Source organism: Ruficoccus sp. ZRK36 (genome assembly GCF_019603315.1).
Lineage (GTDB): Bacteria > Verrucomicrobiota > Verrucomicrobiia > Opitutales > Cerasicoccaceae > Ruficoccus.
On record NZ_CP080649.1, the window covers coordinates 3178706 to 3204121 of the forward strand.

Consider the following 25416-nt stretch of genomic DNA (forward strand, 5'->3'; position numbering starts at 1 on the left):
CCTTCGCCTGAAGGCTGCAAAGTCGAGAGAGCCTACCCGCATGGGGTAATCAGTCTAGCCCTATGCCTGTCGACAAGGGTACCCCCTCTAAATTCATTAGGCTCCAGACCAACATAAGGAAAATAGCCTATTCGTAGCAATAAGAACATACTCTCAATATCAGGTTTAATAATACCCAGAATAAGGATGAGACTTTAGTATCATCGGTTAAAAGACTATGTATTCCGGTCCTGAAAAAGGCTGAAACACTCGTGTTTACCATGAAAAAAACGGACCGAATCCTCTCTTCTCTCTTTCTGTGGACCGTCTTGGGGCTTGGCATCTCCGGGAGCGCCTATGCAGACAACGCCGCCATCACCGGCTTCGGTGATGGCTCCCCTGGTGACGGATGGCAACCTGACGACGTACGCCTCAATAACGTCAATATCATCACAGATGATACTCACGCACCTGCTTCCGGCGCTACGAACGACCCGAGCGCGGTGGAGAACCAGATTTACTGGAGTAATAACTATGGCACCCGGGGTAATCTGGGTGGCGTCCACCTCGATCAGAGCGGGCCTTCGTCTAAAAGCACGATCAGCCTGATCAACAGCCCGACCGGCTTCGGCTCAGCATCCAGCCTTCTCAATACAGACTTCCGGGCTGACTTTGGCTACTCGGTCGTCTCCAGAAGCAGCCCCTCCTCCTACTCCCCTCCCTCTCTGAAGATCGGCATCCAGAGCTCTCTCTGGGGCACGGGTACGGGCGAGTCACAGGATGGCTTCAGCGCCAGCCGCTCAGGCGAAGGCAGCTGGGACATCATCATCGTTGGCTGGAACCAGAACGCCGACGAGGCTGGCGAGTTCTACAACGAAAGCTACACCTACAGCGGCACCGGCGATAACATCTGGTACGTCTATGGACAGGCCGGGAATGGTTTCTACGGCTCAGGCCCGCTGGGCACCTTTAACTCGCTCGAAGAGATCATGGAGAGCGAAATTGTTCTCAACGGTAAGGGTACGCTCGGGGACCTCGTCTCCAACGGTACCGTTGCCAACATGCAGTTCGGCGTTGGCTCTGGTGGAGACGAAGCCTCCAGCAGCCTCGACTGGGCCGCCGTCAATTTCCTCAACGACGGTGACGTGATCGACTTTGTCGATGCCTCCACCTGGGTTGGCGCGACGACCGGCACGCAGGACTTTGCACTGGCAACCAACTGGAGCGACGATGAAGGCCCCTCTGCCACCCAGAACGTCGTCTTCACCGATGTCGCGACCTTCACGGCTGCGATTAACAACGACACAGACGCCCGCAGCATCGGCGTCCTCAACGGCGACGTCACCCTGAATGTCGCCAGCGGCATGACGCTCACCCTCAACGACGACGGCTACCTTTTCACGGAAAATGACGCCACGATGAACCTGACCGGTGACGGAAGTACAGAAGCCGCCGCCATCGAAACCTACGGCGACACCAATATCTCCAGCACCGTCACTCTGAGCGGCGGCAGCGAGGATAACCCCAACTACGAAGGCCGCTACGGCATCATCGTGGCTGAGGATGGTGACCTCGTCCTGCAGAACGGAGCCGACGTCACCGTCGCCCAGGATGGCATCAGCCCCGACATCTACGTGGGCGGTGAAGAAGACGGCAACTACGCCACCCTCACTCTTGAAAGCGGCTCCAGCCTGGAGCTGATCGGCAGCGGCAGCGGCTCCGCCCAGTTGTTCGTCGGTAACGGCTCCACCGGTGTCTTATCCATCGATGGCGGTACCCTCACGCTCGGCCTCGATGGGGCACTTGCTCGCCTGGAGGTCGGCATGGACGGTGGCTACGGCACGGTCAACATGACCGACGGCCTCATCACCAGTGCTCAGTATGACACGGGACAGTACGTCACCTACGATGTTGGTTGGGGCACCGGCTCTACTGGTATCGTCAACCAGACTGGCGGCACCGTGGACTTCGATACGGCAGCAGCTCTGCAGATTGGTGTCGTTGGTGGCTCCGGTACTTATAATCTCCACAACGACGCCAGCCTCATCCTCGGTGGCGACGGCTCCACCTTCTATCTGGGTGAGAGCACGGACGGCGTCGGTGTTATGAACCTTTACGATAACGCTCAGTTCATTCAGGAGATCGACACACAGTCCTTCATCGGCGAGGGCGGTAGCGGCACGATCAACCAGTACGGATCGGGCACCGTAGTCGAGTTCCGGGGTGACACCGCAGGCCGCGCGGCCTGGTTCGGTACCGCCGCCGGAGGCTCCGGCACCTACAACCTTGAGGACGGCGCCCTGACATTCGACACGGTCAACCTGCGCTTTGGCTCCTCTGAGGATTCCACCGGCGTACTCAATCAAAGCGGCGGTACACTCACCGCCACCAACACGACCACCAGCATCGGTACCAACGGTGACGGCGAATACAACATGAGCGGCGGTACGGCTTCCTTCGACGGCGACGTCACGGTGGCCAGCGGCTCCTCCTCCACCGGTAGCATCACGCAGACCGGCGGCACGATTTCCATCACGGATGGTGCACAGCTGAAGTTCGGCTCCGGCACAGGCTCATACACCCTCACGGAGGGCACACTCGAGATTGGCGGCACCAACGGTATCCTGAATGGATCCGGGGATAATACCTTCACCCTCGGTGGTGGTACCCTTAAGGTCATCGACAGTGACCTGACCACCTCGATGGACCTCACCGTCGTTAACAACGAAACCCTCCCGGCCTTTACACCGTCTGTCATCGACACCAACGGTCTCAATGCAACCCTTTCGGGTGGCATTAACGGTGACGGCTGGCTCGTCAAAACGGGTGACGGTAACCTCAATCTGCAAACCGCAGACCGGACCTTTTATGCCCTCGCAGTGGAAGAAGGTGAAATCGAGCACATCTCCGGCACGACGAACCTCGCGCGTCTGTTGATCGGTGCTGAGCCCTCCGTGCTCGGCGTCGCCAACGGCACCTTTACCCTCACCGACGGCACGATCAACCTGAACCAGACCAACGGTGCGGACCTCTTCGTAGGCAGCCAGGATACCGCTGCCAACACAGGGGTACTCAATATCGATGGCGGTGTCATTAACCTGGGGGATGGCTCTGATGGAGCTCTCCGGTCGGACATGTATGTCGGCGCATTCGGCACAACCGGCTCCGGCACCGTTAACCAGACCGGCGGTATCGTCAACAAGCTCTCCGACGAGGGTATCATCCACATCGGTAATCAGGCCACGGGCGTGTACAACCTCATCGCAGGTACGATCAACATCAGCGGCGCCAATGGCATGGTGCTCGGTCGCTCCGGCACCTGGGGTGACGGTGACGGCACGCTGAACATCAGCGGCGGGGACCTCACCTTTACCGAGGGCACGGACTTGCTCCTGGGCGGGGCTCAGGATACCGAGCCTCTCACGGGCTCGGGTACGGTCAACCAGACCGGCGGTACCGTCTCGATCCGCGACGGTGGCAGCCTCGTCATCGGGCAGCGCGGTACCGGCACGTACAATCTCGACGGTGGCGTCCTCGAGGCCGGCGGCAGCAACCGCATCCGTACCGGTAACAGCGGCGCGGCCAACTTCCGCTTCGGCGGCGGTACCCTGCGCGTGATTGAGAGCGACCTGACCGTCAGCACCGGCATCAACCCGGAGCTGCGCACCGGCACGACATCGACCGTCGACACCAACGGCCTGAACGCCAGCTTTGCGGGTAACTTCACCGGCTCTGGTAAGCTCGTGAAAAACGGCATTGGTAACCTGACCCTCACCGGCACCAACACGAATACCGGCGAGTTTGAAATCAATCAGGGCCTGCTGACCGTGAACGGCTCTCTCGGTGGCACACTCGTCGTAAACAACGCTGGCACCCTGGCGGGAACGGGCACGATCAACGCCGCGACAACCATCAATGGTATTCTCGCCCCCGGTAACTCACCCGGCATCCTGACCTTCACCAATGGGCTGACCCTGGCTGAAGATTCCACCGTCCAGATCGAATTCATCGACAACACCACCAGTGGCCGTGGCACGAACTTCGATGGTGTGGACGTAACCGGTGGCACGCTGACCATTGATCCGGCTGCATCGCTCTACCTGTCGTTTGACGGTAACTCCTCCATCGTCAACTTCACGGATGCGTTCTGGGATACCAACCAGTCCTGGCTGATCTTTGACAACACGCTTCCCCCCGATGTGAACCTGGCCGTGTTCAATAACATCCAGGTCTCGCAGGACGCTTACGGCAACGACTTCGATGCCGGGGTCGGCAGCTTCACGCTGTCACTGATAGACGACGACGTATACCTGGACTTCACGGCGGTCCCCGAGCCCTCCGTCACTGCGCTTCTGCTGGCGCTTGGAGCCTCGGTCGTGGTCTGGCAGCGCCGTCGTAATCGCAAGGCCAGCTGATAGCCAGCCACCACGAAAAGACTTCACAACAAACCCCGGCTCGCACCTGCGAAGCCGGGGTTTTTCTTTGTCGAATGTAAACGCTAAGGGCGTTGAAGAGATAGCCGTTTAGAACCTCCAGAGAGGTTATGTATCCCCTGCCCTCGTCTACAGCGCGCAGCAGCTACATCTGTCTTTGCTGCTCCAGTGGGATGCGCTTGGTGTTCCAGTGGAATTTTTTCTGGATGTCCTTGTACATGGCGCGCACTTCCGACTCGGAGCCCTGGAAGCTGCACTTGATGCAGTAGTGCTGGTCATTCTCGTGCTGCATGAGCACGTCCACGTCCCGTGAGAAACACACGGGGCAGCGCATGACTGATGTATCGTTAAAAGCCTGTTCCATCGTTCGATCCGTTAAGGTTCTGAGTGTTGTTTAAATTTTTGACAGTTTCAGCTCGCTCTCGACGCTGCCGTTACCGGTCAGCTGATGCGTGAGCTGGAGTGTAAAGTACGGACTGAAAAGCGTCCCGCACCGGAGGGTACCCCCCGTGACAGTTGCACCGGTAGCACTCAGGCTGAGCAAGGTGCTGACCTGAGGCACACGTGCGCAGACGGTACTGGCACCGTCCACCGACACAGGCACACCCGAGTAGTCAAAGTCCAGCTCCGTGCCATTAGGCCCGTCGGCCTTCAGCGTGATGCCAGTCAGGTCCTCGGCATACTCCGTGCGGCCGGGAGCGCCCTTGAGGTGCTCGGTCACAGTAAGAGTCGCCGACGGGTCCGACAGCCCCTGAATCGTGCGCGTAATACCCGTGCAGCCGGTGTTGTGTCCGAAAACATAGGTCGTAACGACTTCACCGCTCAGACCGTTGGCGAAGCTGAACTTCGCAGGCGTCAGCGTCAGTGTGGAGGCCTCGTCCGTACGCTCAAGCTTGGCAACCTTCGTGCGGACGCCTGCCAGGTCGATGCTCTCGTCCCCGTGCCCGATGAGGCATGAGGTGCGGGAGCCATCCTCGTAGTGGTGGGCGAAACCGGTGCGCTGCTGCGACTGGATCAGGTACGGATATGAGCCAATCTCGCGGTTGGGAGTATCCGGCCCGGTCTCGACCGCGTGGCGGCCAGCGTAGCTACGCATATCCCCGATCGAGCCCCCCTGGGCCGTATCGACCAGCATGCGCTGCTCGCCGTCGAGATACCAGAAGTAGTGCTTACCGGAGCCGTAGAGCATTTCCTTGGCGTGGTAGACCTCGGGCTCGCCGTACTGGCGGTTTTCCCGGAACCAGCGACCGTACTCGCTCAGGTACATATCCTGAGCCGCGCCCTGCTCGCGCAGCTCCACCAGATAGCGCAGCATGGTGCGGTACAGGTGCCAGCAAACTTCGGGCGGGTACTCGCTGTTGTGGTTCCACGTCAGCCAGTTTACCCCGACAAAGGTATTCAGGTACGAAGGCCGTCCGTTGAACTCCTCCTGCATGCGATACTGGTCGATGAGGTTCAGGTCGTACGGGTTAAACGAGGCCTCATTACCCATGCCGCGAACAACGTTCGGCGGATGGCTGGCCCAGAAGTCATTGCGCCCTTCGTAGGAGAGGCTCATGTCGCGCACCAGGTGCGGTACGGCGACCACACCCGCGCTGTCCTCCTCGGAGACTGCGGGGCGCAGGCTGTGGCTCTTGCTCGGGAACCAGGGGCCCCAGGGCATCCCCTCGTTAAAGAGGTACCAGCTGTGGTTACAGCCATGAAAGACGCGAACGCCCTCCTCGAAGCAACCGCCGATGACGGTCTCACACTCGGGGCAGAGCTCCTTTAGGATAGCCAGTGAAGAGCTGTCGAAGTGGTAGCTGCCCACGGCAGTCGGCGCCTTACCAAAGACGGCCTTGAAGCGGGTGAGGATCTTGTCCAGGACTTCGCGTTTCTTCGCCTTGTTAAACAGCCAGATGGCGTGGAGGTTACCCACCAGTTTATCCATATCCGGACCATCCAGGTCATGCAGCGCGAGCCCGATCTCGTCGCCATACTCCTTGGCGTCGTCCATCAAGACCTTGAGCATCGCCTCGTCAAAGAGGTCCTTGTAGTGGACGAAGACCGTGGTCTTGATGCCCATCTCGTGGACCGTCTGCTGCTGCTCGCGAAAGACGGAGTATTTGGCACCCTGTGCGGTGCGGTGCATGATATTATATAACATACGTATATTCCTCTACCTCTTGGCTATCGTTCTGATGATGGTCACCACGCACGGGTGACATTCACGTATAAAAGTTCTCACTCTTGGTCTGCGCACACGAAACCATGCGCGACGCTCCCTGACCGCCTCTTATGGCTGCGGCTCGCTGATGACCTCCTCATAGACCTCGGCGTACCGGCGGCCGAACTCGCGCTGCGACTCGGCGTTAAAGTGAATCATGTCGGGGTTGCTGGTCAGCCCGTCGCTGGGGACGAACCCCACATAGGGCAGCTCCCTGGCGATCTCCTGCTGAGCCTGATCGACCTTGCGGCGGCTACTGTTCCAGTGCTTGCCGGGATACTGGCCGAGCTGCCCGATGATGATGGGCAGGTCCGGGTCGTTGAACTCCGTGCGAAATCGTTTGATCAGCTCGATGAGCCGCTCCTTGTACATCTCTGCGTTGGGCTCCTTGCTGTCTGACTCACCCTGGTGCCAGAGCACGCCCATCAGCGTACCGTCCTGCATCGCACGGCGCGTACGCTCCAGCGCATCGTCGTAGGGGTGGCTGCGTGTCTGATCATGATAGCCGCCGGGCACCCATGTCGTGATGGATGAGCCCCCACAGGCGGTAGGGATAAGGCCGATGACCACGGTGTCGTCCTCCTCGGTCAGAGCCTCGGCAAAGGACCGCCCCGGCCCGACACCGGCAGCCTTCTTATCATAATGGACCGGATCAACCGCCGGTACCCACCGGCCCTCGCGGTTAAGCATCAGCACGCGCGGATTCGGCTCATTATCCTGAGGGTCCACGAAGCCGCGGCCCGCCATGTTGGACTGCCCCGCCAGCAGAAACAAATGGAAGTGCTCCTTGTCCGGGATAGCCACTTCGCCGCCGTTCGCGCAGGCAGTCGTTACGCCGAGAAACGGCAGGGTAAAGCTCAGGGTACAAAACAGCCTAAGGCTGCGTAGAAAACTTACTTTCATAGAAACCATCTATAACTTAGTCGTATCGGATTTCTCTGGTTGAGATCAATCACGCTGCCGATCAATACGTATTAAAGGACGGATTTCCCCGATGCCTCTGCGAACAACCAGAGAGGAAAATATTCAATCTCAATTTCACTACTAACAAGGTGATATAATAATTTATACCTCGTCATTCGACCCTTGCCTCTATTGAAGGTTTTAAGGTGAAGAGCCCCTCGTCATACTTGCCCTGTATTTTTTCTGCATGCTTGCTGATCGGTCTATTCACGCTCAAGCACTTCTTCCCCGAGATAGCCTCGGATGGCTTTGTGCTGCCGGGAGGAAAACTAGCGGCATGGATGCTGGGGGCCGCCCCTGCGACCTGGGATGGTGCCAGTGTCAGCTTCTATGTGCAGGGGCTTCTGGTGCAGGTGACTTCAGCCTGTAGCGGGTATGGGTTTTTCTGCATTCTATCTGCCTGGGTGGGCTATCAGCTCGGCTCAAAAGGCTTGCGATTCGTACTTCTGCTTCTGCCCGCGTGCTGGCCACTCGCGGTCTGCATTAACGCACTGCGCGTAACAGCTTCGGTTCATACGCGCCAACTGGCCGCCGAGTTTCTGCCCGACACGTACTTCAATGTCGTCCATCAGGCCACGGGGATGCTTGTTTTCCTTACGTTTCTGATCCTCGTGTCCATCATCATTCAAATCGTTGCCCGTCATGTCTCAGCCTCAGCCCCCGCAAAAACACTCCCTACTGCCTGATGCCCTCCGCCGCCCCCACATGCTGCTGTGGATTTGGGCGCTGCCCATGGGCATTCTCCTGTTGCTCAATTACCGGTCGTGGTGGGTGGTCGAGGGAGAGATGTCCCCCGAGCAGCAACATCTGGCACTCCTGTGGGGCGGACTCAACCTCTGCAACCTCCTCGCGGCTCTGGCCACATACGCCATCCTGAAGTGGAAGCGTGCCACATCTAACTGGCTCATCGGCACCATCCAACTCATCCTGCAATGCGGGTTCCTGTGGTTCGCGACCATACAGGCGAGTGAGGTACTGCCAGCGAGCGTCACCACATGGATTCTCCCCCCAGAGCATGTGGTCTTTAACCATTGGACATGGGTGATGCCGTCCGCATTCTTCGGGGTAGTGCTCCTGGCTGGATTCCCTCTCCGATACAGCCTCAGAAGCGAGACAGGGCTGTCAATCCTGGCAGTCGTTGCGGGACCGGTGTTGTTTTACGCCGTCATAAACCTTTCCATGTTTTTTTCAATAGCGGCTCCTGTCGCATTGGTTACGGCGCTAGCTATCCTGCTCACGACCATATCCAGCTTGTTGCTTGGGTTGGGGCTAGTCCGACTGCTGCTGATTCGGCTATCGTGCCTCCTGAAGAGAAAAGCCAGGGCCATGAATGTGCTGGTCGTGCTCTTTGCTCTGGTGCTGCCTCTGGGGGGGCTTCTGCTAAACCGCTCAATCCCTTTCCCAGCCGATTACCAAAGCATATGGGTCTACGTGCTGACGGTCCTCAATGCCATCGTCCTGAGCGTACCTGCCAGCCGCTCACCGTGGGTTAACGCTGCCCTCCTGCTGCTGCGCAGTCTGCTATTTCCTTTTACCCTCTACTTCTTCCTCGTTTTCCTCCCCTACCTTCCTCTTGCCATTCCGGCGATTATAGCCGTGGCGACGGGTTTCCTCATCCTTGCGCCGACCGTCCTGTTCATCGTTCATGTACTGCGCCTGCGTGACGTGTGGACCGGTGAGCTGCCCTTCGGGCGAGCTACGGCATTCGGGCTGAGTTTGCTGGCCTTTGCGGTACTGCCCGGCTTCATCACGCTGCAATCGCTCTATCTCGGCCACCAGCTCAGAAACGGACTCAATTGGGTATATGCCCCCGATGCCACTTCGCAGGCTGCTTTCGATGGGAATCCCGAGGCCGTCACGGAGGCGTGCCTGTGGTTACATGATTACAAAAGCGATCGCTTTCTACCCTACCTGACGCCTTACCGCGAGTGGCTCATGTTCGACGGCTTTGTGCTCCCGGACGACAAACTGACCCACGTCTACGAGGCTTTCAGCGGTAAGCCCCTCGATTTTGACGAAACAAACCTGAGGTCCAGCTTCGGCTTCTTCAGCATGCAGCGCAGTAACCGTGATCGCAACCGCAACCGTAGCCGTAACCGTCTGTTACGGGCGGCGTCTCCACCCGCTCGTCACGTCAATCTGGAGATGCTGTCCTCAAGCGTATCTGTCGATGCCGACGCGATTACCCGCAGCACCCTCAAGCTCGACCTCAAGGCTGAGGACACGCACGCTCAGCTCGAATACCAGTGCAACTTCACGCTCCCAGCAGGCGCGGTCGTCAGCGGCTTCTGGCTGCATATCGGCGATGAGCGTGTGCCGGGGCGGATTTTTGAGAAGAAGACAGCCCTGTGGGTCTACCAGATGATCCGCGACAGCCGCCGGGACCCCGGGCTGCTCTACTATACAGGCCCGCATGAACTGACGCTCCACGTCTTTCCCTTTAACTCCGGCGAGACACGTACCGTGGAGCTGGAGCTGATGTACCCTGAGGGCTTGGTGCGCACCGTCGAAATCGACGGAATAACCGCGCAACTGGGGAATATTGAACACGTCGCAGTGTCCTCATCAAACGCCGATTCCGTGGTTCTAAACAAGCCTGCGCTCGACGGCTTACCCCTTATTCAGCGTAAGCCGTACTGGCATTTCATCATCGATCACTCCACACAAGCCCTTCCGCCGGAAACAACGCTGGAGTGCATCCAGTCCGTACTCGAGAGCCATCCCTCCGTCACCGAAATGCGGGCCACCCTGGTAAACTTTGAGAGCGGGCAAAGCTATGACAATCTGGATGATCTTAAGAGAGCCCTCATGGAGAATAAGCTGACCGCCAGGGGCGGTTTCCTGCCCGATCGCGCAATCATGCAGGCTTTAACTGCCTATGCGAACGAAACCCTGCGCACCGATGCCGACTACGACACATACCCGGTTTTCGTGATCATCTCCGATCAATCCATAAAGCCATGGGAGCTCGACCTCAGCCCCCTCGCAGGCTGGGTCCCTGAAACGCCCGGCGTAGCGGTCACCGGCCCCGGTGAAGCATCGGGCATCGACTGGCAGGGGAACCCGATGGAGGCGCTTGCCCCCACTCCGGTACTCCCGGTAAGCATGCTCGCGAAAGGCGACTCTGTCCGGCCTCTGCCTGGCGGGGCCTGGAGCGCGGTAGCCACTTTTACGCCTGAGAGTCGCGGGCAGGAGCTACGTTTCCTGGAGTCCGAAGGGCGTACCTTTGTGCCGCTCGATCAACTCACTGAATTGTCCTTAGAGAATCCCTATATCAAAGCGACGAACCTCCAATCGGCTTCGCTCGCAGCCGAGCAAAACCCTGCCAGACTCACAGGGGCCCTGCCTGAGCTCGTTAGTACCAGTAAGGCACAGGGCATCTTGATCCCCCAAACCAGCTATATCGTAGTGGAGAACTCCGCACAGTGGCGGATGCTGGAAAAAACAGAAAAGGAAAAACTGGACGCAAATCCGAATCTGGAACTGGTGGAAACTCCTGAGCCTGCCATCTGGCTGCTCGGCATCTCATTGTTTGCTTTCGAGGCAGTACGACGCAGGATCATCGCGTCATCGCGGACGAAGCAGCCTGAATGACGCATGAGGGCTTCGAGACGGAGTTATTTCTAAAGTCTAGTCGTCCCTAGATTAGGGTATTGACTTCCCGGCATGGGGCATCGCCTATAAAGGCAAAACTAATCATGCCCATTAGTAACACGCTCTCTCTCGTGGCAACTCTCGCCTGGCTTATCCCGGCAGTTGCGGTTTTCGCTCAAAAGGTTGACTGGAGCAATGCTCCCGTGAACCCGATTCCGGTCAAATACAAGGCTGAGCACTTTAACCTGAAAGGACCGGTTTTCTCTGCGGACAAGAGGGTCTTCGATGAGGACGGCCTGCTCATCAAGGAAAGCAGCTACGTGTATTACGAGGACGGGCTCCCCACCGGCAAAGGCTCCGTTATCTGGGAGACGGATGTCGAGGGAAACGTGACCCGTGAGTCCTACTCTTCTGGCCTCGACACAGACTACACCTACAGCAATGGCCGACTCGTCAAAGAATCCACGAAATACAAAGAGAAAGAAAGTGAGAAGACCTACGATTATGACAATGCCGGGCGCCTCTCTCGAGTGGACAGCCATGATGGTGATAAAACGGAAACCACCACCTATACCTACACCGTAGACGGTGACAGTGTCCATGTCACCGAGACCATCCAGCGAGGCACAGCTCCGGCCAAGCGCAATTTCCTGACCTACAAGGACGGCCACCTGACGGCTTCACGCACAGAGGGCGACGCCATCGAGCTGAAGATCGAGTACGAGTTCGATCAGTACGGAAATCCCGTCAAGTGGATCCATACGCAGAACAACGGCGTCCGTGACGAATTTTCCACCTACTACCAGTACTACCCGGATCTGCAGCAGCGCAACCAGCTCAGCTACGGCGCGATCCGCAAGGACAGCGTTACCCCCGTCTCCGTATTCCGTAACGGCCAGATTGCCGAGGATGTCGTCTTTGGCGCTCGCTCGGATAAGAACGAGATTCTTGTCTACGATGATTTCGAGAAAAGCTACTACCTCGTACCGACTGGCTCTGACCTCAAGCCGGGCCAGAGACTCCCGGTAACGGAGCTGATCATGAAAGGCACCGACAGCATTGCCTTTTTAAACGGCTCAAACATCGAGCCTTATTACGCAGGACGATCGGTCTTTAAAGGCTCAAAGAACAAAGCAGTCATGACCGCGAACGGCGGCATCCTCACCTACTCCGTGAACCAAACCTTCTTCAATAAGTACTCACTCTATTTTGACATGGAGCCGGGCCAGAAGGTACTGCCAGGGCGTTTACTCGAGACCTCGAGACAACTGCACGGCAGGCACCTGTTCTACGTCGTCGGAGACAAGGGCGAGCTGGAACTCTTTCGCTTCGGCGAGCGCATCGAGAACCCGATTGGTTTGAAAAAGGGCAAAGTAAACGACACCGACCTCCTCCTCTATAACAACAGCGGTGATCCTTATGCCTTTGACTATGTGCTCCCCAACGCGCTGTCCAAGCCAGCTCCCGGCATCTATCCTGCCCGCTATTTCAATAGTGAAAAGGAAAGCGTGGAGCCTCTGCCGGACGATTTTCAACTGGACCTCCAGCCACCTGCAGCCGCGAGCGTCGGCACCCGTGAGACTGTCCCCGGCTATAGCGAGCAGGATGTGGCCGCGCTCTACTCGATCACGGCCGAGGAGAAGTCCTCCTATGTGCGCCCCTATGTCAACCTGACGGACGCGCCCGTCAATCCGCTTCCCTACGTCGGCAGTCTCTACGACCTCAACTGGGACGGCGACATCGCCTACCTCCACCACAACGATCAGAGTATGTACTTTGACGAGGACGGAACGCGCTATGATCCCACCCACAACTACTTCACCGACGAGGAAACAGCCCTCCGCGAAAAGGGCACCTACCGGCTTTTTGACAACGGCGGTAAACTCCTGCTGCAAAAGCCGAGCATCGGCACGGTGTGGGATGTAGATGTCATCTACAAATACAATTCCGACGGGACCGTACAGCGCTGGTACTACATCATGGACGGTCAGCTCATCGAGGTATGTACGCTTGAGTACGATAACGACCGTCGCCTCGTCAAATCCCTGCGCCAGCGCGGCAAAAACAACATCACCACCAGCCACAGCTACGAGGAAGTTGACGGCCAACTCCACGTCTTGACAAAGGTGCAGGGGCTAGGCGACGAAATCACCCGCCGTAGCGTCTTCGGGAACGGTCGCCTGGTCAGCGAGATCGAGGATCTGGGCAGCTCGCACTCCGAAAAGACCTACCAGTACATTAATGACGATTACGGCAACCCGTACGTTAGCCTCGATCAGGATGGCAAGGAAATCGAGAAACGCCATTATTACCACAGCGACACGTGGCAAATGGATCGCTGGCACTGGCTCAACGAGAAAGACTACGACGCCTACAGGCCCTACGTATATGCCTATGACCGGCGAGCGGGCCCGATCTACGGGAACTCCGGCGATGACTCCCCCTTCGCGCATGGCGTTTTTTATGAACCCGTGGGCCAAAACTACATGATCGCCGAAAACGCCCTCCTCCCGGAGACGATCAAAAACCCTGACGCCAGAGGAAAGATGCAGGTAAAGGTTTCCGGCCCGGCGATGCTCTACCTGACTAAGAGCGGCCATTTGCGCCTTTACGACTACGGGGAGATCCTGGGCGGCCTTAAGCAGTTCCGGGGCGGCAATACGCTTATTCTTTTCAACGGAAAAAACGGACATACCTACCAGGTGCAGGGCTTCCAAACCGGGCAGGAAAAATTCTTCCGCGCTGAAGATTTGGGGCGAGATGTAGCCGTCTGGTATCAATCGCCGGACAAAAAGAAATTCAGCTTATTTTTCAATGGCGGTTCCCCTGACGGTAAACTGACGCCTGGAGGCGCATACCCCAACGGCGACGCTCTCGTCCTCAAGGACGGTCAGCCCTGGGGTATCCTGGAGGCGAACGACCTCAAGCGCCCCGGCAACATCCACCGCATGCTTCCCTACGATAACCGCGGTCGACCGGGCCAGGCCCCGCCCCCGCCGAAGAACCCTCAGGAAGTCATCCAGCAGTACGCCTACGGCGTCCCCATCACGCTCAAACGCGAGGCGGGGAAGTACCGCTTCTACCAGAAAGGTAAGCAAATCTTTGAGCCCAAGGCATTCGTGGTCGGAGACTCCGGTAACGCCTTCGCCTTTTACGGCTCCACCAGCTACCACCTCTTCAAGCAGGCCAAAGGTCTTCGCGATGGTGAGTCGTTACTGGAAGAGCAGATGGTCACCGATCCGATCCTGGTTGAGAATAACGGCTCAGAAACGCGTGTCTGGCTGAAAGGCGAGCCCGTACCGGAAGACGAATACAGCTTATTTTCCTGCGACAACGGCAACCGCTTCCTCTACGTGCAAAAGGGTGCGGAAGCTTGCGTACTCAAGCCTGAAGGCAGTTACCTGAACTACCAAGTCACGGGCAGAGTCGGTAACCCGGATGTGCTGATCAAGAACAAGGATGACTTTATCTATGTCGTGCGCGGTGTCGCCCAGCCGACTGAAGAAGTCACGCTGTACCCGCACAAGGGTGAGATCATCATCTACGTCGAGTCGGACCCCGCACACGTCATCAGCGACATTGGGTCGCTCGACGAGCTCACCCCCGGCATCTATTCGCTCCGCCACTTCACCTACTAGGCTAGTAACAGGCTCTTCAACTTATCTGCACATGAGTGTCCCCAGCAAGGCAGCTTCCGTATTCACCGCTCTCTTCCTCATCATCTTCGGCTGTGTGTTCACCGGGGTTGGCGTGATGATGTTCTTCATGTTTGAGGACACAGGCAGCGGTATAGCCGAAGCGATCCCGACATTTATCGCGACGGTGTTCACACTGGCCGGGCTCGGAATCATCGGGGGAGCGTTCTACTCGATCCCCCACGCAGCAGCCCTGCGTGAGCGCGCCGCCCGCTACCCAGACCAGCCATGGATGCTAAACAACGCCTGGGCCACCGGGCGTATCCGGGATGGTAATACCGTCACCCTGATCATCATGGCCATCATAACCGTGGTCTGGTGCGGCATCACCGCAAAGGTACTCATCTCCATGCTGATCGATGGCGACTTCGCGCAGGAAAAGTTTTCGCTGTTCGCACTTGTCCTACCCGCGATCGGCCTGGCGCTGATCGGCACCACCCTTTACCTCTTCCTGCGCTACCGTAAGTACGGAGTTTCGGTCTTCGAGATGGCCGACATGCCGGGTGTCCTGGGCGGCAGCCTCGGCGGCGTCATCCTCACGCGCACCCCTGTCCGCACCACTGATGGCTTTCGGCTGATGCTGCGCAACGTCCACCTCTGGAGCACCGGCACGGGCAAGAACCGTAAGACCCACCGCGAGACGCTCTGGGAGCGTGAACAGCGCCTGCCTAAAACACTCGACCAAACAGACGGGCAGCGGGCATTTCCGGTGCTTTTCACGATCCCCTACTCCTGCCACCCCACCCACAAGGTGAGCTACAACAAGGAGTATTACTGGGAGCTGGTACTCTCGGGGAAAGCGCCGGGCATCAACTACAAGGCCACCTTCCGCGTCCCTGTATTCAAAACTGAACACAGCTCACCGACTGTAACCGGCGAGCTGGAGAGCCTGCCCGAAGATGAGCGGACCTCTCTGGGGACGGACATCCTCACCATCCCCGGCCTGAGCGTCCGCAAGTCTCTCTTCGGTGGTGAGGAGCTGAGTTTTTCCTCCACTGCGGGCCGTAAAGTCGGGGCGGTCTTCACGCTGCTGGCTTCGTTGGGGCTTCTGGGGGCGGCCTTCATCGTCGGGCTCGGCGGGCTCTCCGTCTTTATGGGATTAGTGCTCGCAGCGATGGGGGTGTACGCAGGCTGGCGCGCACTCGGCTCGCTGTTTGGCTCGACGTTGATCGGCATTCATCCTGACAGGCTGGAGGTCACCCGTAAGTTTATCGGACTGACCACCTCGAACCGGGTGGTCCTGGGTAAAGAACTTCAAAACATCCAGGTCATCTCCACCCGCGCCTCAAACGAAAGCAACCACTACACCCTACGGCTCGACCTCGACGGTGACGAGCGCATCCGCCTGCCCCTGCGTATCAGCGGGCAGGTGAACGCCGAAGTGCTCGCAGCTCACATCCGGAAGCTTGCGGACATGTAGGTCCGTTCGACTTGATCACGAGCAGCCCTGGTATTGATGAGGCTCACATCAATGCTGATGACCGGCAGGCATGCTCTTGTCGTTCGTGTCACCCGCAACTTGCTTTTGGATGCTGCCGCAATGCAACATCATCGCGCCAAAATACGGGTTGGTGATGGTTTTATCAGCCTGTAGCCAATCGCCACCCTTTCCGCCTAAAGCCATCGGGCAGTGAGCCAGATATAAATCGGTACCGGCAGGCACTCCAACATGTGCAATCAGCGATTCCATTTTCGTGGAGAGAGTCGCGAAGGCTTCGCGCGCTGTTGCGAGCGTCGTTGCCTGGGCAATGGACTTGGCCGGTGCGTACAGATCCTCGACCACTGAGTCTACGCGTTTACTTCCCGAAGGGGCCTGCTCCATGGACTTGAGGAAGCTCTTAGCGCCGATCTGGGCGTCGGATAGGTCATCCGATGAGAGGGCTTTCTGCATGCTCAGGTAGGGGCTGACGAGGGTGTCCACAAAGCCCGGCTTAAAGGCGTCGTCATGCGCCTGTGCGATATTCGCCAGGAGAAGTGAGAGCCCTAGGATAATAGTACGTATGCTTTTCATGGTTTGGTTGATTTGAGTTTCAAGGTGTGAGTGATTTCGGCCAATCCGCAGTAAAGAACCGGCACAACAAAAATGGTCAGGATAGCCAGCAGCATACCGCCAAAGGACGGGATAGCCATCGGCACCATGATGTCCGAGCCACGGCCAACAGAGGTGAGGACCGGCAGGAGCGCGAGAATCGTCGTCGCGCTCGTCATCATGGCCGGGCGCACGCGGCGGGTGCCGGCCTCAACGGTGGCGGCCCTGATTTGCTCAAGAGTCGTTGGATTCTTTTCTCTGAAAATCTGCTGAAGATAGGTGCAGACGATGACGCCGTTGTCGGTAGCGATCCCAAAGAGAGCCAGGAACCCGACCCAGACGGCTACGCTGAGATTGACCGTGTCCACCTGAAACAGTGCCCTCAGGTCGTGCCCGAAGAAGCTGACATCGAGGAACCAGGGCTGGCCGTAGAGCCAGATCAGGATGAAACCACCCGACCAGGCGAAGACAATGCCTGAGAAAACAAGCAAGGTCGTGGCAATCCGCTTGAATTGGAAGTAGAGGATCAGCCAGATCGCAAACAAAGCGATCGGCAGCACGATGCGAAGCTTTTTCTCGGCGCGCACCTGATTCTCGTAGCTTCCGGTGAACTTGTAGCTGACCCCGGCGGGGATGACGAGCTCACCGCTATTTATTTTATCCTGCAGGAGTTGCTGCGCCTGCTCGACAACCTCGACCTCTGCGTAGCCCTCGGCCTTGTCGAAAATCACGTAGCCGACCAGAAAGGTGTCTTCACTCTTGATGACCTGAGGCCCGCGCACGTAGTCGATACTCGCGAGCTCGCGCAGGGGGATTTGCGTACCGTCGGGTGCCGCGACAAGGATGTCCTCAATCGCCTCGATGGTATCCCGCAGCTCACGCATGTAGCGTACGCGCACCGGATAGCGCTCGCGCCCCTCAACGGTCTGCGTGATAGGCTTACCGCCGATGGCGACCTCGATCACATCCTGCACGGACTTGATTTTGATGCCGTAGCGCGCGATGGCGTCCCGGTCGATGTTGATTTCCAGATAGGGTTTGCCGACGATGCGGTCCGCGAGCACCGTCTCCGGGTTGATGGACGGCACCTGCTTAAGCGCACCCTCGATCTCCATGGCAACACCCTCCAGCGTCTCCAGGTCCGGCCCATACACCTTCAAGCCCATTGGTGCCCGCATGCCGCTCTGTAGCATGACAATGCGCGCCGCAATGGGCTGGAGCTTCGGGGCGGACGTCGTACCGGGGATCGTCGCGGCCTTCACGATCTCCTTCCAGATATCATCGGGACTCTTGATCGTGTCGCGCCACTGGCGGAAGGGGCGACCGTCTTTGTCGGGGATGAGCTCCCCGGCTTCGTCACGCTTGAAGTCCCCGGCAGACTTGTCGTAAGCAAAGGTGAGGATACGCCCGTTCTCGTCGGTGATGTACTCCGGCTTATAGGTGATGATGGTCTCGATCATCGAGATCGGCGCGGGGTCGAGCGGGCTGTCCACCCGGCCCAGTTTACCCACAGCGCGCTCCACCTCGGGAATGGCATTGATAGCCATGTCCTGCTTGCTGAGCACATCCCTGACCTCACCGATAGAGGCGTGTGGCATCGTCGTAGGCATGAGCAGGTAGGAGCCTTCGTCCAGCGCCGGCATAAACTCCTTACCAAGGCCTGGGATAGCATGCGCCATCGTCACGTAGGGACGGGACTGGCGGATAGATTCCGGTAGCCAGCCGAAGACCTTCCCCCACCCCAGCCAGGCCGTAAAACCAAAAAGGATGATAACGAAGCACGCCGCCAGGAACAGCAACTTCATGCGCAGCAGCGATGCCAGTATCCGGGAGTAAAACTTGATGAAGAGCAGGAAAAACCCCAGCAGTCCGCCCACCACGATCAGGACAAAGAAAATGTTGCTCAGGTGCTGCTCGGGGCCGAGGGGCTTCCAGTCCGCAGCCAGCCAGAGCGCCACGATCACGGCCACGATGAAATTGAAAGCGAAGAAGACGCCCCGGCGCACCCAGTCCGGTATTCTGGAACTAGCCAAATGAAAGGCGGCTGCCACGATCATCAACAGGCCAAGCCATCCGGGGAACCAGCTGATGAGCAGCCCCCCGATGAGACCGATCACGCCAACGCCGGACCACAACCCGGTCTTTGCCCAGGACGACTTGTAACGACCAGCAATAAACCAATGGGCAAGCGGCGGTATAATCGTCAGCGCGACCACGATCGAGCCGATCAGGGCAAAGGTCTTGGTATAGGCCAGCGGGCGGAAGAGCTTACCCTCGGCGGCCTCCATGGTGAATACCGGCAAAAAGCTGATGACCGTCGTCAGCACGGCTGTCACCACTGCGCCGCCGACCTCGCTGCACGCACGATAGACGACCTCTAGGCGATCCTCCCCCGGTGGGGCCTCGTCGAGGTGCTTCAGGATATTCTCAATCAGGACCACGCCCATGTCCACAATCGTCCCAATGGCGATGGCTATACCGGAGAGCGCGACCACATTAGCGTCCACGCCAAAGAGCTTCATACCGATGAAGGCAAACAGGACCGCCAGTGGCAGAACACCTGAGATCAGCGCGGCACTGCGCAGGTGCAGCACCATGAGAACAACGACGATGATGGTGACGAGGATCTGTTGCCGGACCGCGTCCTCCAGCGTGCCCAGCGTCTCGTGGATCAGACCGGTGCGGTCATAGAACGGAACAATCTCCACCTGGCTCACCGTGCCGTCCGCGAGGGTCTTTTTCGGCAGGCCGGGAGATATCTCTGCGATTTTCTCTTTGACCCGTTTGATCACCGCCAGTGGGTTTTCACCGTAGCGCGTCACGACTACACCGCCCACGGCCTCGGCTCCAGCCTTGTCGAGCGCACCGCGGCGCAGTGCCGGTCCGAACTCGATCTCGGCCACCTGCTCCAGGGTGATCGGCACGTTATCCCGCTGCGTGATGACGCTCTTGCGCAGGTCATCCAGATTCTTGATGAAGCCGAGCCCCCGGACCACGTATTCGGCGGCATTGATTTCAATCGTACGAGCGCCGACATCCAGATTACTGCCACGCACGGCCTCGAAAACCTCCTGCAGGGTAATGCCGTAGGTGCGTAAGGCGTCGGGATCAACATCCACCTGATACTCTTTCACATAGCCACCGATGGAGGCCACCTCGGCCACCCCGTCTACGCCCTGGAGCGCATACCGGACGTACCAGTCCTGTACACTGCGCAGCTCCTCCGGGTCCCAGCCTCCGGCAGGCTTGCCGTCCGGGCCCATCCCCTCGAGCGTGTACCAGAAAACCTGCCCAAGCGCGGTAGCGTCCGGCCCGAGCTGGGGCGACACTCCCTGCGGCAAGGTCCCCGACGGCAGGCTGTTGAGCTTTTCCAGGATGCGGCTGCGCGTCCAGTAGAACCCGGCGTCCTCCTTGAAGATGATGTAGATCGAGGAGAACCCGAACATCGAGTAACTGCGGATCGTTTTAACCTCCGGAAGACCGAGCAAGGCCGTTGTCAAGGGGTACGTGATCTGATCTTCGATGTCCTGTGGCGAGCGCCCCATCCACTCCGTGAAAACAATCTGCTGGTTTTCTCCGATGTCCGGGATCGCATCCACGGGCACAGGGTCGCGCGGGAGGATATCCGACTCCCAGTCAAAAGGAGCAACGGACACGCCCCAGAGGATGAGCACCACCGCAAAGAGGATGACGACCAGCTTGTTTTCGAGACAAAAGCGAATCAGGCCGTTGATGGGATTAAACGAAGGTTTACTGCTCATGGCCTGAGTGGTCCTGGGTTTCGTCGCCAATCGTTTCCATCACGTCTCCGCAGCCCAGCATCCCGGGGCCATAATACGGGTTCTGCAAAGGCTCTGAGACCTGCAGCCAATTCGCGCCCGCGTTGTTGTTGGCCATCGGGCAATGCATCACGACCAAGGGCTGAGTCAGACGGTCGGGATGTTGCTTCGCGGCCATAATGAGCGCATTCGATAAGCTCTCAAAGGATGGCAGGCGGAAAGCCTCCAGCGTCTTCGCGGCAAGCATTTCATGGAGCAGTGCAGGCAGGCTGCCGCTGTGTCCGGTGATCGCCATCATGGCTTTGGCCTGCTCCTTGGCGTCGCTCAGATCGTCTGCCGCGAGGGCTGTCTGCATCTTCAGGTAGGGGTCAAGCAAAGCAGGTAGCTTATCCACAGGGATTTCCAGCATCGTCATCCCGGCGTTCGAGGCGTGTTCGCCACTGCTAGCCGCCGGTGTCGAGCCTCCGTGGTTGTGGCCGGGCACGGGACCGCCGCCCTCGGGGTTCATCATGCTCGGCTTGGCCTGGATCTGCAGAGCGCTGTCGATCTTAAAGGCCCCGTGGGTGACGACGCGCTCGCCAGCGCCCAGACCGGAGACGACGATGTAATGATCCCCGGCCCGTGGCCCGAGAACGATCTCGCGCCCTTCGTAGGTCGGGCGCTCCGCACCCGGCTTCTCCACATAGACGACCGCACGCTTACCGGTGCGCAAAACCGCGGACGCGGGGACAATGACGGGCGGCGATTCCGCCTCATCAACGCTCCCCCCTACTCCCAGCCGCGCCTTAACCTCAGCGCGCACAAACATGCCCGGCTTCAGGCGTTCATCACCGTTGGGCACATTCAGGCGGACAGGGATCGTCCGGGTCTTACGATCTACCACCGGCTCGATGAATACGATTTCCCCATGGAAGGTCTCCCCCGGTACCGACTCCACGGTGAAAGTCACATCCTGCCCCTCACGCAGCCAGGGCAGGTCGGACTCATAGGCGTCCAGCGTGGCCCAAAGCTCGCTCAAATCGACAATCTTGAAAAGCGGCTCTCCAGTTTTGACGTAATCGCCTTCCTTAACATTTTTGGCAACGACCACGCCTCCGACCGGCGCTTTCAGTTCGAAGTGATCCCGAGCCTTTCCGCTTTCGATGATCTCATCAATCTGCTCGGGCAGCAGGTCCCAGAGCCGGAGTTTATCTCTGGCGACACGGGTCAGCGAACTGTCAGGGCCAGCACGGTAGGCGGTCAGAAGCTCACGCTGTGCGCTCAGCAGCTCAGGGCTATAAACCGTGGCCAAGCGATCGCCCGCCTTCACGCGGATGCCCGTATAATTAACGAACAGCTCATCGATGCGGGCAGGGAAACGGGCAGCGAGAGATTTCTCGCGGGTTTCGTCATAATCGAGCTTACCCACCAGCCGAATATCTGCCTCGGGAAAATCCTGGCGCACCAACGTCGTCTGAATATCCGCCAACGCCCGAGACGCCTCGCTCATGCTCAGAACCCGTGGGCCATCCTGCCCCCCGGCCTCTTCGACAAGCGGTATCAAATCCATGCCGCAGATGGGGCACTTACCCGGCTTTGTCTGCCGGATCTGAGGGTGCATCGAGCAGGTCCAGATGGTCGGCTTGGTGGCCTCGTCAGTCTTTTGCGTCGTCGTCGCATCAGAGGCAGACACCGTTGCGGTGGTATCCTCCGAGACGTAGTGCCCGATCCCAATACCCGCAAGGAGTGCTGCCGCCACGAGGGCGCCCGCTGTAAAAATCGTTTTCTTATTCATCGTTCTGTGTCACGTGAAAGGTTCCCAGGATTGGAAGATTCGCCAGGGCCTGGATGTTAACGCGCTGCTGCCAGGCATCCGAGGCGGCACGCCAGTAGAGCAGTTGCAGGTCGAGCAGCGAGCGCTCGCTGTCGATCAGGTCCAGTATCCCGAGCTGTCCGGTCTCATAGCCCGATCGGCTATTCTCAGCGGCCTGCTCGGCCAGCCCCAGTAAATCCTCTCCGTAGAGCTGCAGCCGGCGATTAGCATCCGCCAGACCAGACAGGCTCACGGTCAACTGCGTGCGCAGAGTGTTGAGCTGGTTGTCATATTCACTCTCGAAGGAGCGCTGGTTGGCCAGGGCCTCGGCCTTGGCGGCATCGTACTTACCGAACCAGATGGGGATGTTTACCGCGACGGTGAAGCCCCAAGGGTCCTGGCCCGCATCGGGTGTGTTCGGGTTGACCACGGGGTCGCCTGTCTGGATGTAGTTAAAGCCGAGGGTAATGTCGGGATAGCTTTCCAGGCGGGCGATCTCGCGTCGCGCCTCAGCACTGGTGATTTTACGCTCCAGCATTTGCAGGCCGGGGTTGTTAGCCTCCATCGCCACTGCCAGGGAGGGACCATCCGGAGTGATGATATCTGGAGCCTCCCACTGCGGCCAGGGCAGCACCTCTTCTCCGGGCAGGGCGAGCAACTCCCGCAGCCTGGCGGACTGTGAGACGCGCTGCTGCTGCAAGGATTGCAGCCGGTCATCCACTTTCCCGATCTCCACCTTCAGGCGCAGGAGCGCATTGATATCGCCACCTGCCCGGATCTTTTCTTCGATGATCGGCTCCAGCTTACTGAGCAGCTCAACATTCTCCTGCGTGAGCCGGATGGCCTCCTCGATGTAGCCGTATTCGTAGAATGCGACGGACACGCTACGGGCCAGCGTTAATTGCTGATTCTGGTAGGCGAACCAGAGCGCCTGGGCCTCGGCCGATGCGGCGCTTTCCCGGCTGCTCAGCTTACCGAACCACGGAATCTTCTGACTGAATGTAAATACGTTCTCCTGCGGGCCGGTGCGCGTCTGGACCGACTCGACGAAATGCGTCACCTGAAACATCGGATCCGGCAGAGCAGAGACCTGCGGGACGCGCTGCGTGGCGGCGTCATAGCGGCGAGAGAAGGCTTTCAACTGCGGGTTGGCGGCCATCGCCTGCGCCAGGTAGCTCTGCAGATCAGACACCGGCATGGGCAGGGATTCGGAAGCTTCAACGGCTGCCTGAAGCGACTGGCCTGCCCCCAGTACCGCCATGGCAAAACCAATGCCTGCTCTCAGCGTTTTTATAAATGGGCTTCGATTCATTTATGCCTACTTAAACGCAGGCATCGCCGTAAACCCTCAAAATATTCAGAGCAGATTGGCCAGTTTATCGCGCAGCCACTTTCTGGCCCGGTAGATGCGCGTTTCCACCGTCTTGCGGCTCGTCTTCAGGATCGCCGCGCACTCATCGTAGGCGTGCTCCTCCAAAACACAGTACACGAAGGGGAATTTCAGCTTCTCTGGTAAAGTGTGGATGGCGGTATTGATGCGACGGATCGCGTCCGAGGACTGTAGCTCCTCATGCGGATCAGCTCCCCCCGCATCGATAGACCCGAGCAGAGGGGTTACGCCTTGCCGATCATCGGAGGGGGTGTCCAGGGATACATTCCCACGATGCTTTTTCTGGCGGCGCAACCGATCCCTGCACAAATTCAGCGCGATCGCAAAGATCCACGTCTTTACCGCAGCACGGGGAGAGTAGCGGGCTGCGTTTTGATAGACGCGATAAAAAGCCTCCTCGGTTATCTCAGCGGAATCACTTTCATTACCCAAGTACCGGTACGTGAAGCGGAAAAGCGGCTCCTTGTAGCGTCCCATCAGGCAGGCCAAGGCCTGTTCATCTCCATGGGCGATTCGCTGGATGAGCTGACTGTCGTCATCGTTTTCCGGCATGAGAGAATCATTGGGGAATACTCAACGCCTGCCCTGCAAGCTTCTTGAGGCGCTCTTGCTTATCCGGAGGCAGGACACTCATCATCTGGAAATAATGACGGATGGCCAGCTCCTGCAACTGCCCATGGACGAGGTGGAGCTCATGGATCGCGTGCTGCACCTCAGGGGAAAACTGATCGGAACTGACAAGCAGCTCCCGCAGGTCCTCGATCTTTGCCTGAAATGCCGCCTGCAGGACTGCCTTCTCTTGGCGGTATTTCGGCTCAAACTCATCGATAGCCGCCGCTTCTTCATCCGTTAAATTCAGCTCCTTGTGCAGCCACTGATGCCCGTGCGCGGCGTCATGTTGACTCCAGTCCTCACGGGGCATCATGAACAACGAGGTCAGAAACGACACCCCAATACAGAGCACGATGAGACCGGCAAAGACTGCGAGCAGGAGACCCGCTTTACTCCCTTTATGACTTCCGCCGCTCATGCTCAGTGCGCGTTATCAAAGTTCATGATTTCGTTGTTGCTCAAAACGCCAAAATCTAGCGCCCTGACGGCTAGCTGCTGCTTGTGAGCGACAGAGATTTGGGTAGTGGTCTTCATGACTGTCATGAAGACACTTACGCCAACAACCAGGGTAATGACTGCGGCCACAAAAGCAGGTTTCGGCAGGAGGGCCGTGAACCACGACCAAAGCAGTCCCTCTGATTCATTACGGGATAGTCGGACTCTACGCAGTACATGACTTTCCAGCGAACCAGGGCAGTCCGGGAGTGGCGACTGCCTGACCTGCGTAATGAGATTATCAAATTCCTGATCCGTCATAGTCTATTAAACGCGAGTTTCCCTGAAAACCCTCAAAAATGATTTCATAGAAAAAACGCCGAAGTGGAAGAACGAAATCATGCGATTCAGCGGCCGTGGCGACAACTGCGAGACAAACCCAGCTGTCAGCACTGCAAAACCCCGGCGTCCCTACCCGACTTCCCCGGCCAGGGACGCCGGGGGGCGCA

General features: G+C 58.4%; 15 protein-coding genes. 5 read left to right on the forward strand and 10 right to left on the reverse strand.

The genetic code is table 11. The annotated features are described in order from the left end of the window. Positions 1-260: 260 nt before the first annotated feature. The gene (locus K0V07_RS13915) at positions 261-4394 is read left to right on the forward strand and encodes a hypothetical protein (RefSeq protein ID WP_220621990.1); all 4134 of its coding nucleotides are present in this window, start codon (positions 261-263) and stop codon (positions 4392-4394) included. Positions 4395-4557: 163 nt separating this feature from the next. Here K0V07_RS13915 and K0V07_RS13920 read toward each other — a convergent pair whose 3' ends face one another. From K0V07_RS13920 to K0V07_RS13930, 3 genes are all read right to left on the reverse strand, one after another. Next, a complete protein-coding gene (locus K0V07_RS13920; protein ID WP_220621991.1) occupies positions 4558-4776 on the reverse strand; it encodes a hypothetical protein in 219 nt (72 codons plus the stop codon). 30 nt (positions 4777-4806) lie between these two features. Next, positions 4807-6558 carry a hypothetical protein gene (locus K0V07_RS13925; RefSeq protein ID WP_220621992.1) on the reverse strand — a complete coding sequence of 584 codons (1752 nt, stop codon included), beginning with the start codon at positions 6556-6558 and terminating at the stop codon, positions 4807-4809. Between the two features lie 129 nt (positions 6559-6687). Continuing rightward, positions 6688-7521, reverse strand: a complete 834-nt coding sequence (locus tag K0V07_RS13930; protein ID WP_220621993.1) for a sialate O-acetylesterase — start codon at positions 7519-7521, stop codon at positions 6688-6690. A gap of 251 nt (positions 7522-7772) precedes the next feature. Between K0V07_RS13930 and K0V07_RS13935 the strand changes: the two genes are divergently transcribed. The 4 genes from K0V07_RS13935 to K0V07_RS13950 all read left to right on the forward strand — a co-directional run bounded on the left by K0V07_RS13935 (position 7773) and on the right by K0V07_RS13950 (position 16290). Continuing rightward, positions 7773-8267, forward strand: coding sequence for an archaeosortase/exosortase family protein (locus K0V07_RS13935; protein WP_220621994.1), 495 nt, complete (start codon positions 7773-7775; stop codon positions 8265-8267). A 19-nt stretch (positions 8268-8286) separates the two neighbouring features. Further along, entirely contained in the window at positions 8287-11175 is a 2889-nt protein-coding gene (locus tag K0V07_RS13940; protein ID WP_220621995.1) for an MSEP-CTERM sorting domain-containing protein, read from the forward strand. Positions 11176-11279: 104 nt separating this feature from the next. Further along, on the forward strand, positions 11280-14813 hold the full coding sequence (locus K0V07_RS13945) for a hypothetical protein (RefSeq protein ID WP_220621996.1): 3534 nt from the start codon (positions 11280-11282) through the stop codon (positions 14811-14813). 31 nt (positions 14814-14844) lie between these two features. Beyond that, positions 14845-16290 carry a hypothetical protein gene (locus tag K0V07_RS13950; protein ID WP_220621997.1) on the forward strand — a complete coding sequence of 482 codons (1446 nt, stop codon included), beginning with the start codon at positions 14845-14847 and terminating at the stop codon, positions 16288-16290. Positions 16291-16338: 48 nt separating this feature from the next. Here the strand turns inward: K0V07_RS13950 and K0V07_RS13955 are convergent, their stop codons facing one another. The 7 genes from K0V07_RS13955 to K0V07_RS13985 are packed head-to-tail and all read right to left on the reverse strand — an operon-like array spanning position 16339 to position 25228. Then, positions 16339-16881, reverse strand: a complete 543-nt coding sequence (locus K0V07_RS13955; RefSeq protein ID WP_220621998.1) for a DUF3347 domain-containing protein — start codon at positions 16879-16881, stop codon at positions 16339-16341. Further along, on the reverse strand, positions 16878-20660 hold the full coding sequence (locus tag K0V07_RS13960; protein WP_220621999.1) for an efflux RND transporter permease subunit: 3783 nt from the start codon (positions 20658-20660) through the stop codon (positions 16878-16880). Before K0V07_RS13960 ends, K0V07_RS13955 begins: the two co-directional genes overlap by 4 nt. Then, positions 20650-22452, reverse strand: a complete 1803-nt coding sequence (locus tag K0V07_RS13965) for an efflux RND transporter periplasmic adaptor subunit (RefSeq protein WP_220622000.1) — start codon at positions 22450-22452, stop codon at positions 20650-20652. Before K0V07_RS13965 ends, K0V07_RS13960 begins: the two co-directional genes overlap by 11 nt. Next, positions 22445-23782: a TolC family protein gene (locus K0V07_RS13970; RefSeq protein ID WP_220622001.1), complete on the reverse strand. Its 1338-nt coding sequence runs from the start codon at positions 23780-23782 to the stop codon at positions 22445-22447. Before K0V07_RS13970 ends, K0V07_RS13965 begins: the two co-directional genes overlap by 8 nt. A gap of 45 nt (positions 23783-23827) precedes the next feature. Further along, the gene (locus tag K0V07_RS13975; RefSeq protein ID WP_220622002.1) at positions 23828-24412 is read right to left on the reverse strand and encodes a sigma-70 family RNA polymerase sigma factor; all 585 of its coding nucleotides are present in this window, start codon (positions 24410-24412) and stop codon (positions 23828-23830) included. Between the two features lie 7 nt (positions 24413-24419). Beyond that, the gene (locus tag K0V07_RS13980) at positions 24420-24890 is read right to left on the reverse strand and encodes a periplasmic heavy metal sensor (protein ID WP_220622003.1); all 471 of its coding nucleotides are present in this window, start codon (positions 24888-24890) and stop codon (positions 24420-24422) included. A gap of 2 nt (positions 24891-24892) precedes the next feature. Beyond that, positions 24893-25228 carry a hypothetical protein gene (locus K0V07_RS13985; RefSeq protein WP_220622004.1) on the reverse strand — a complete coding sequence of 112 codons (336 nt, stop codon included), beginning with the start codon at positions 25226-25228 and terminating at the stop codon, positions 24893-24895. Positions 25229-25416 lie beyond the last annotated feature (188 nt).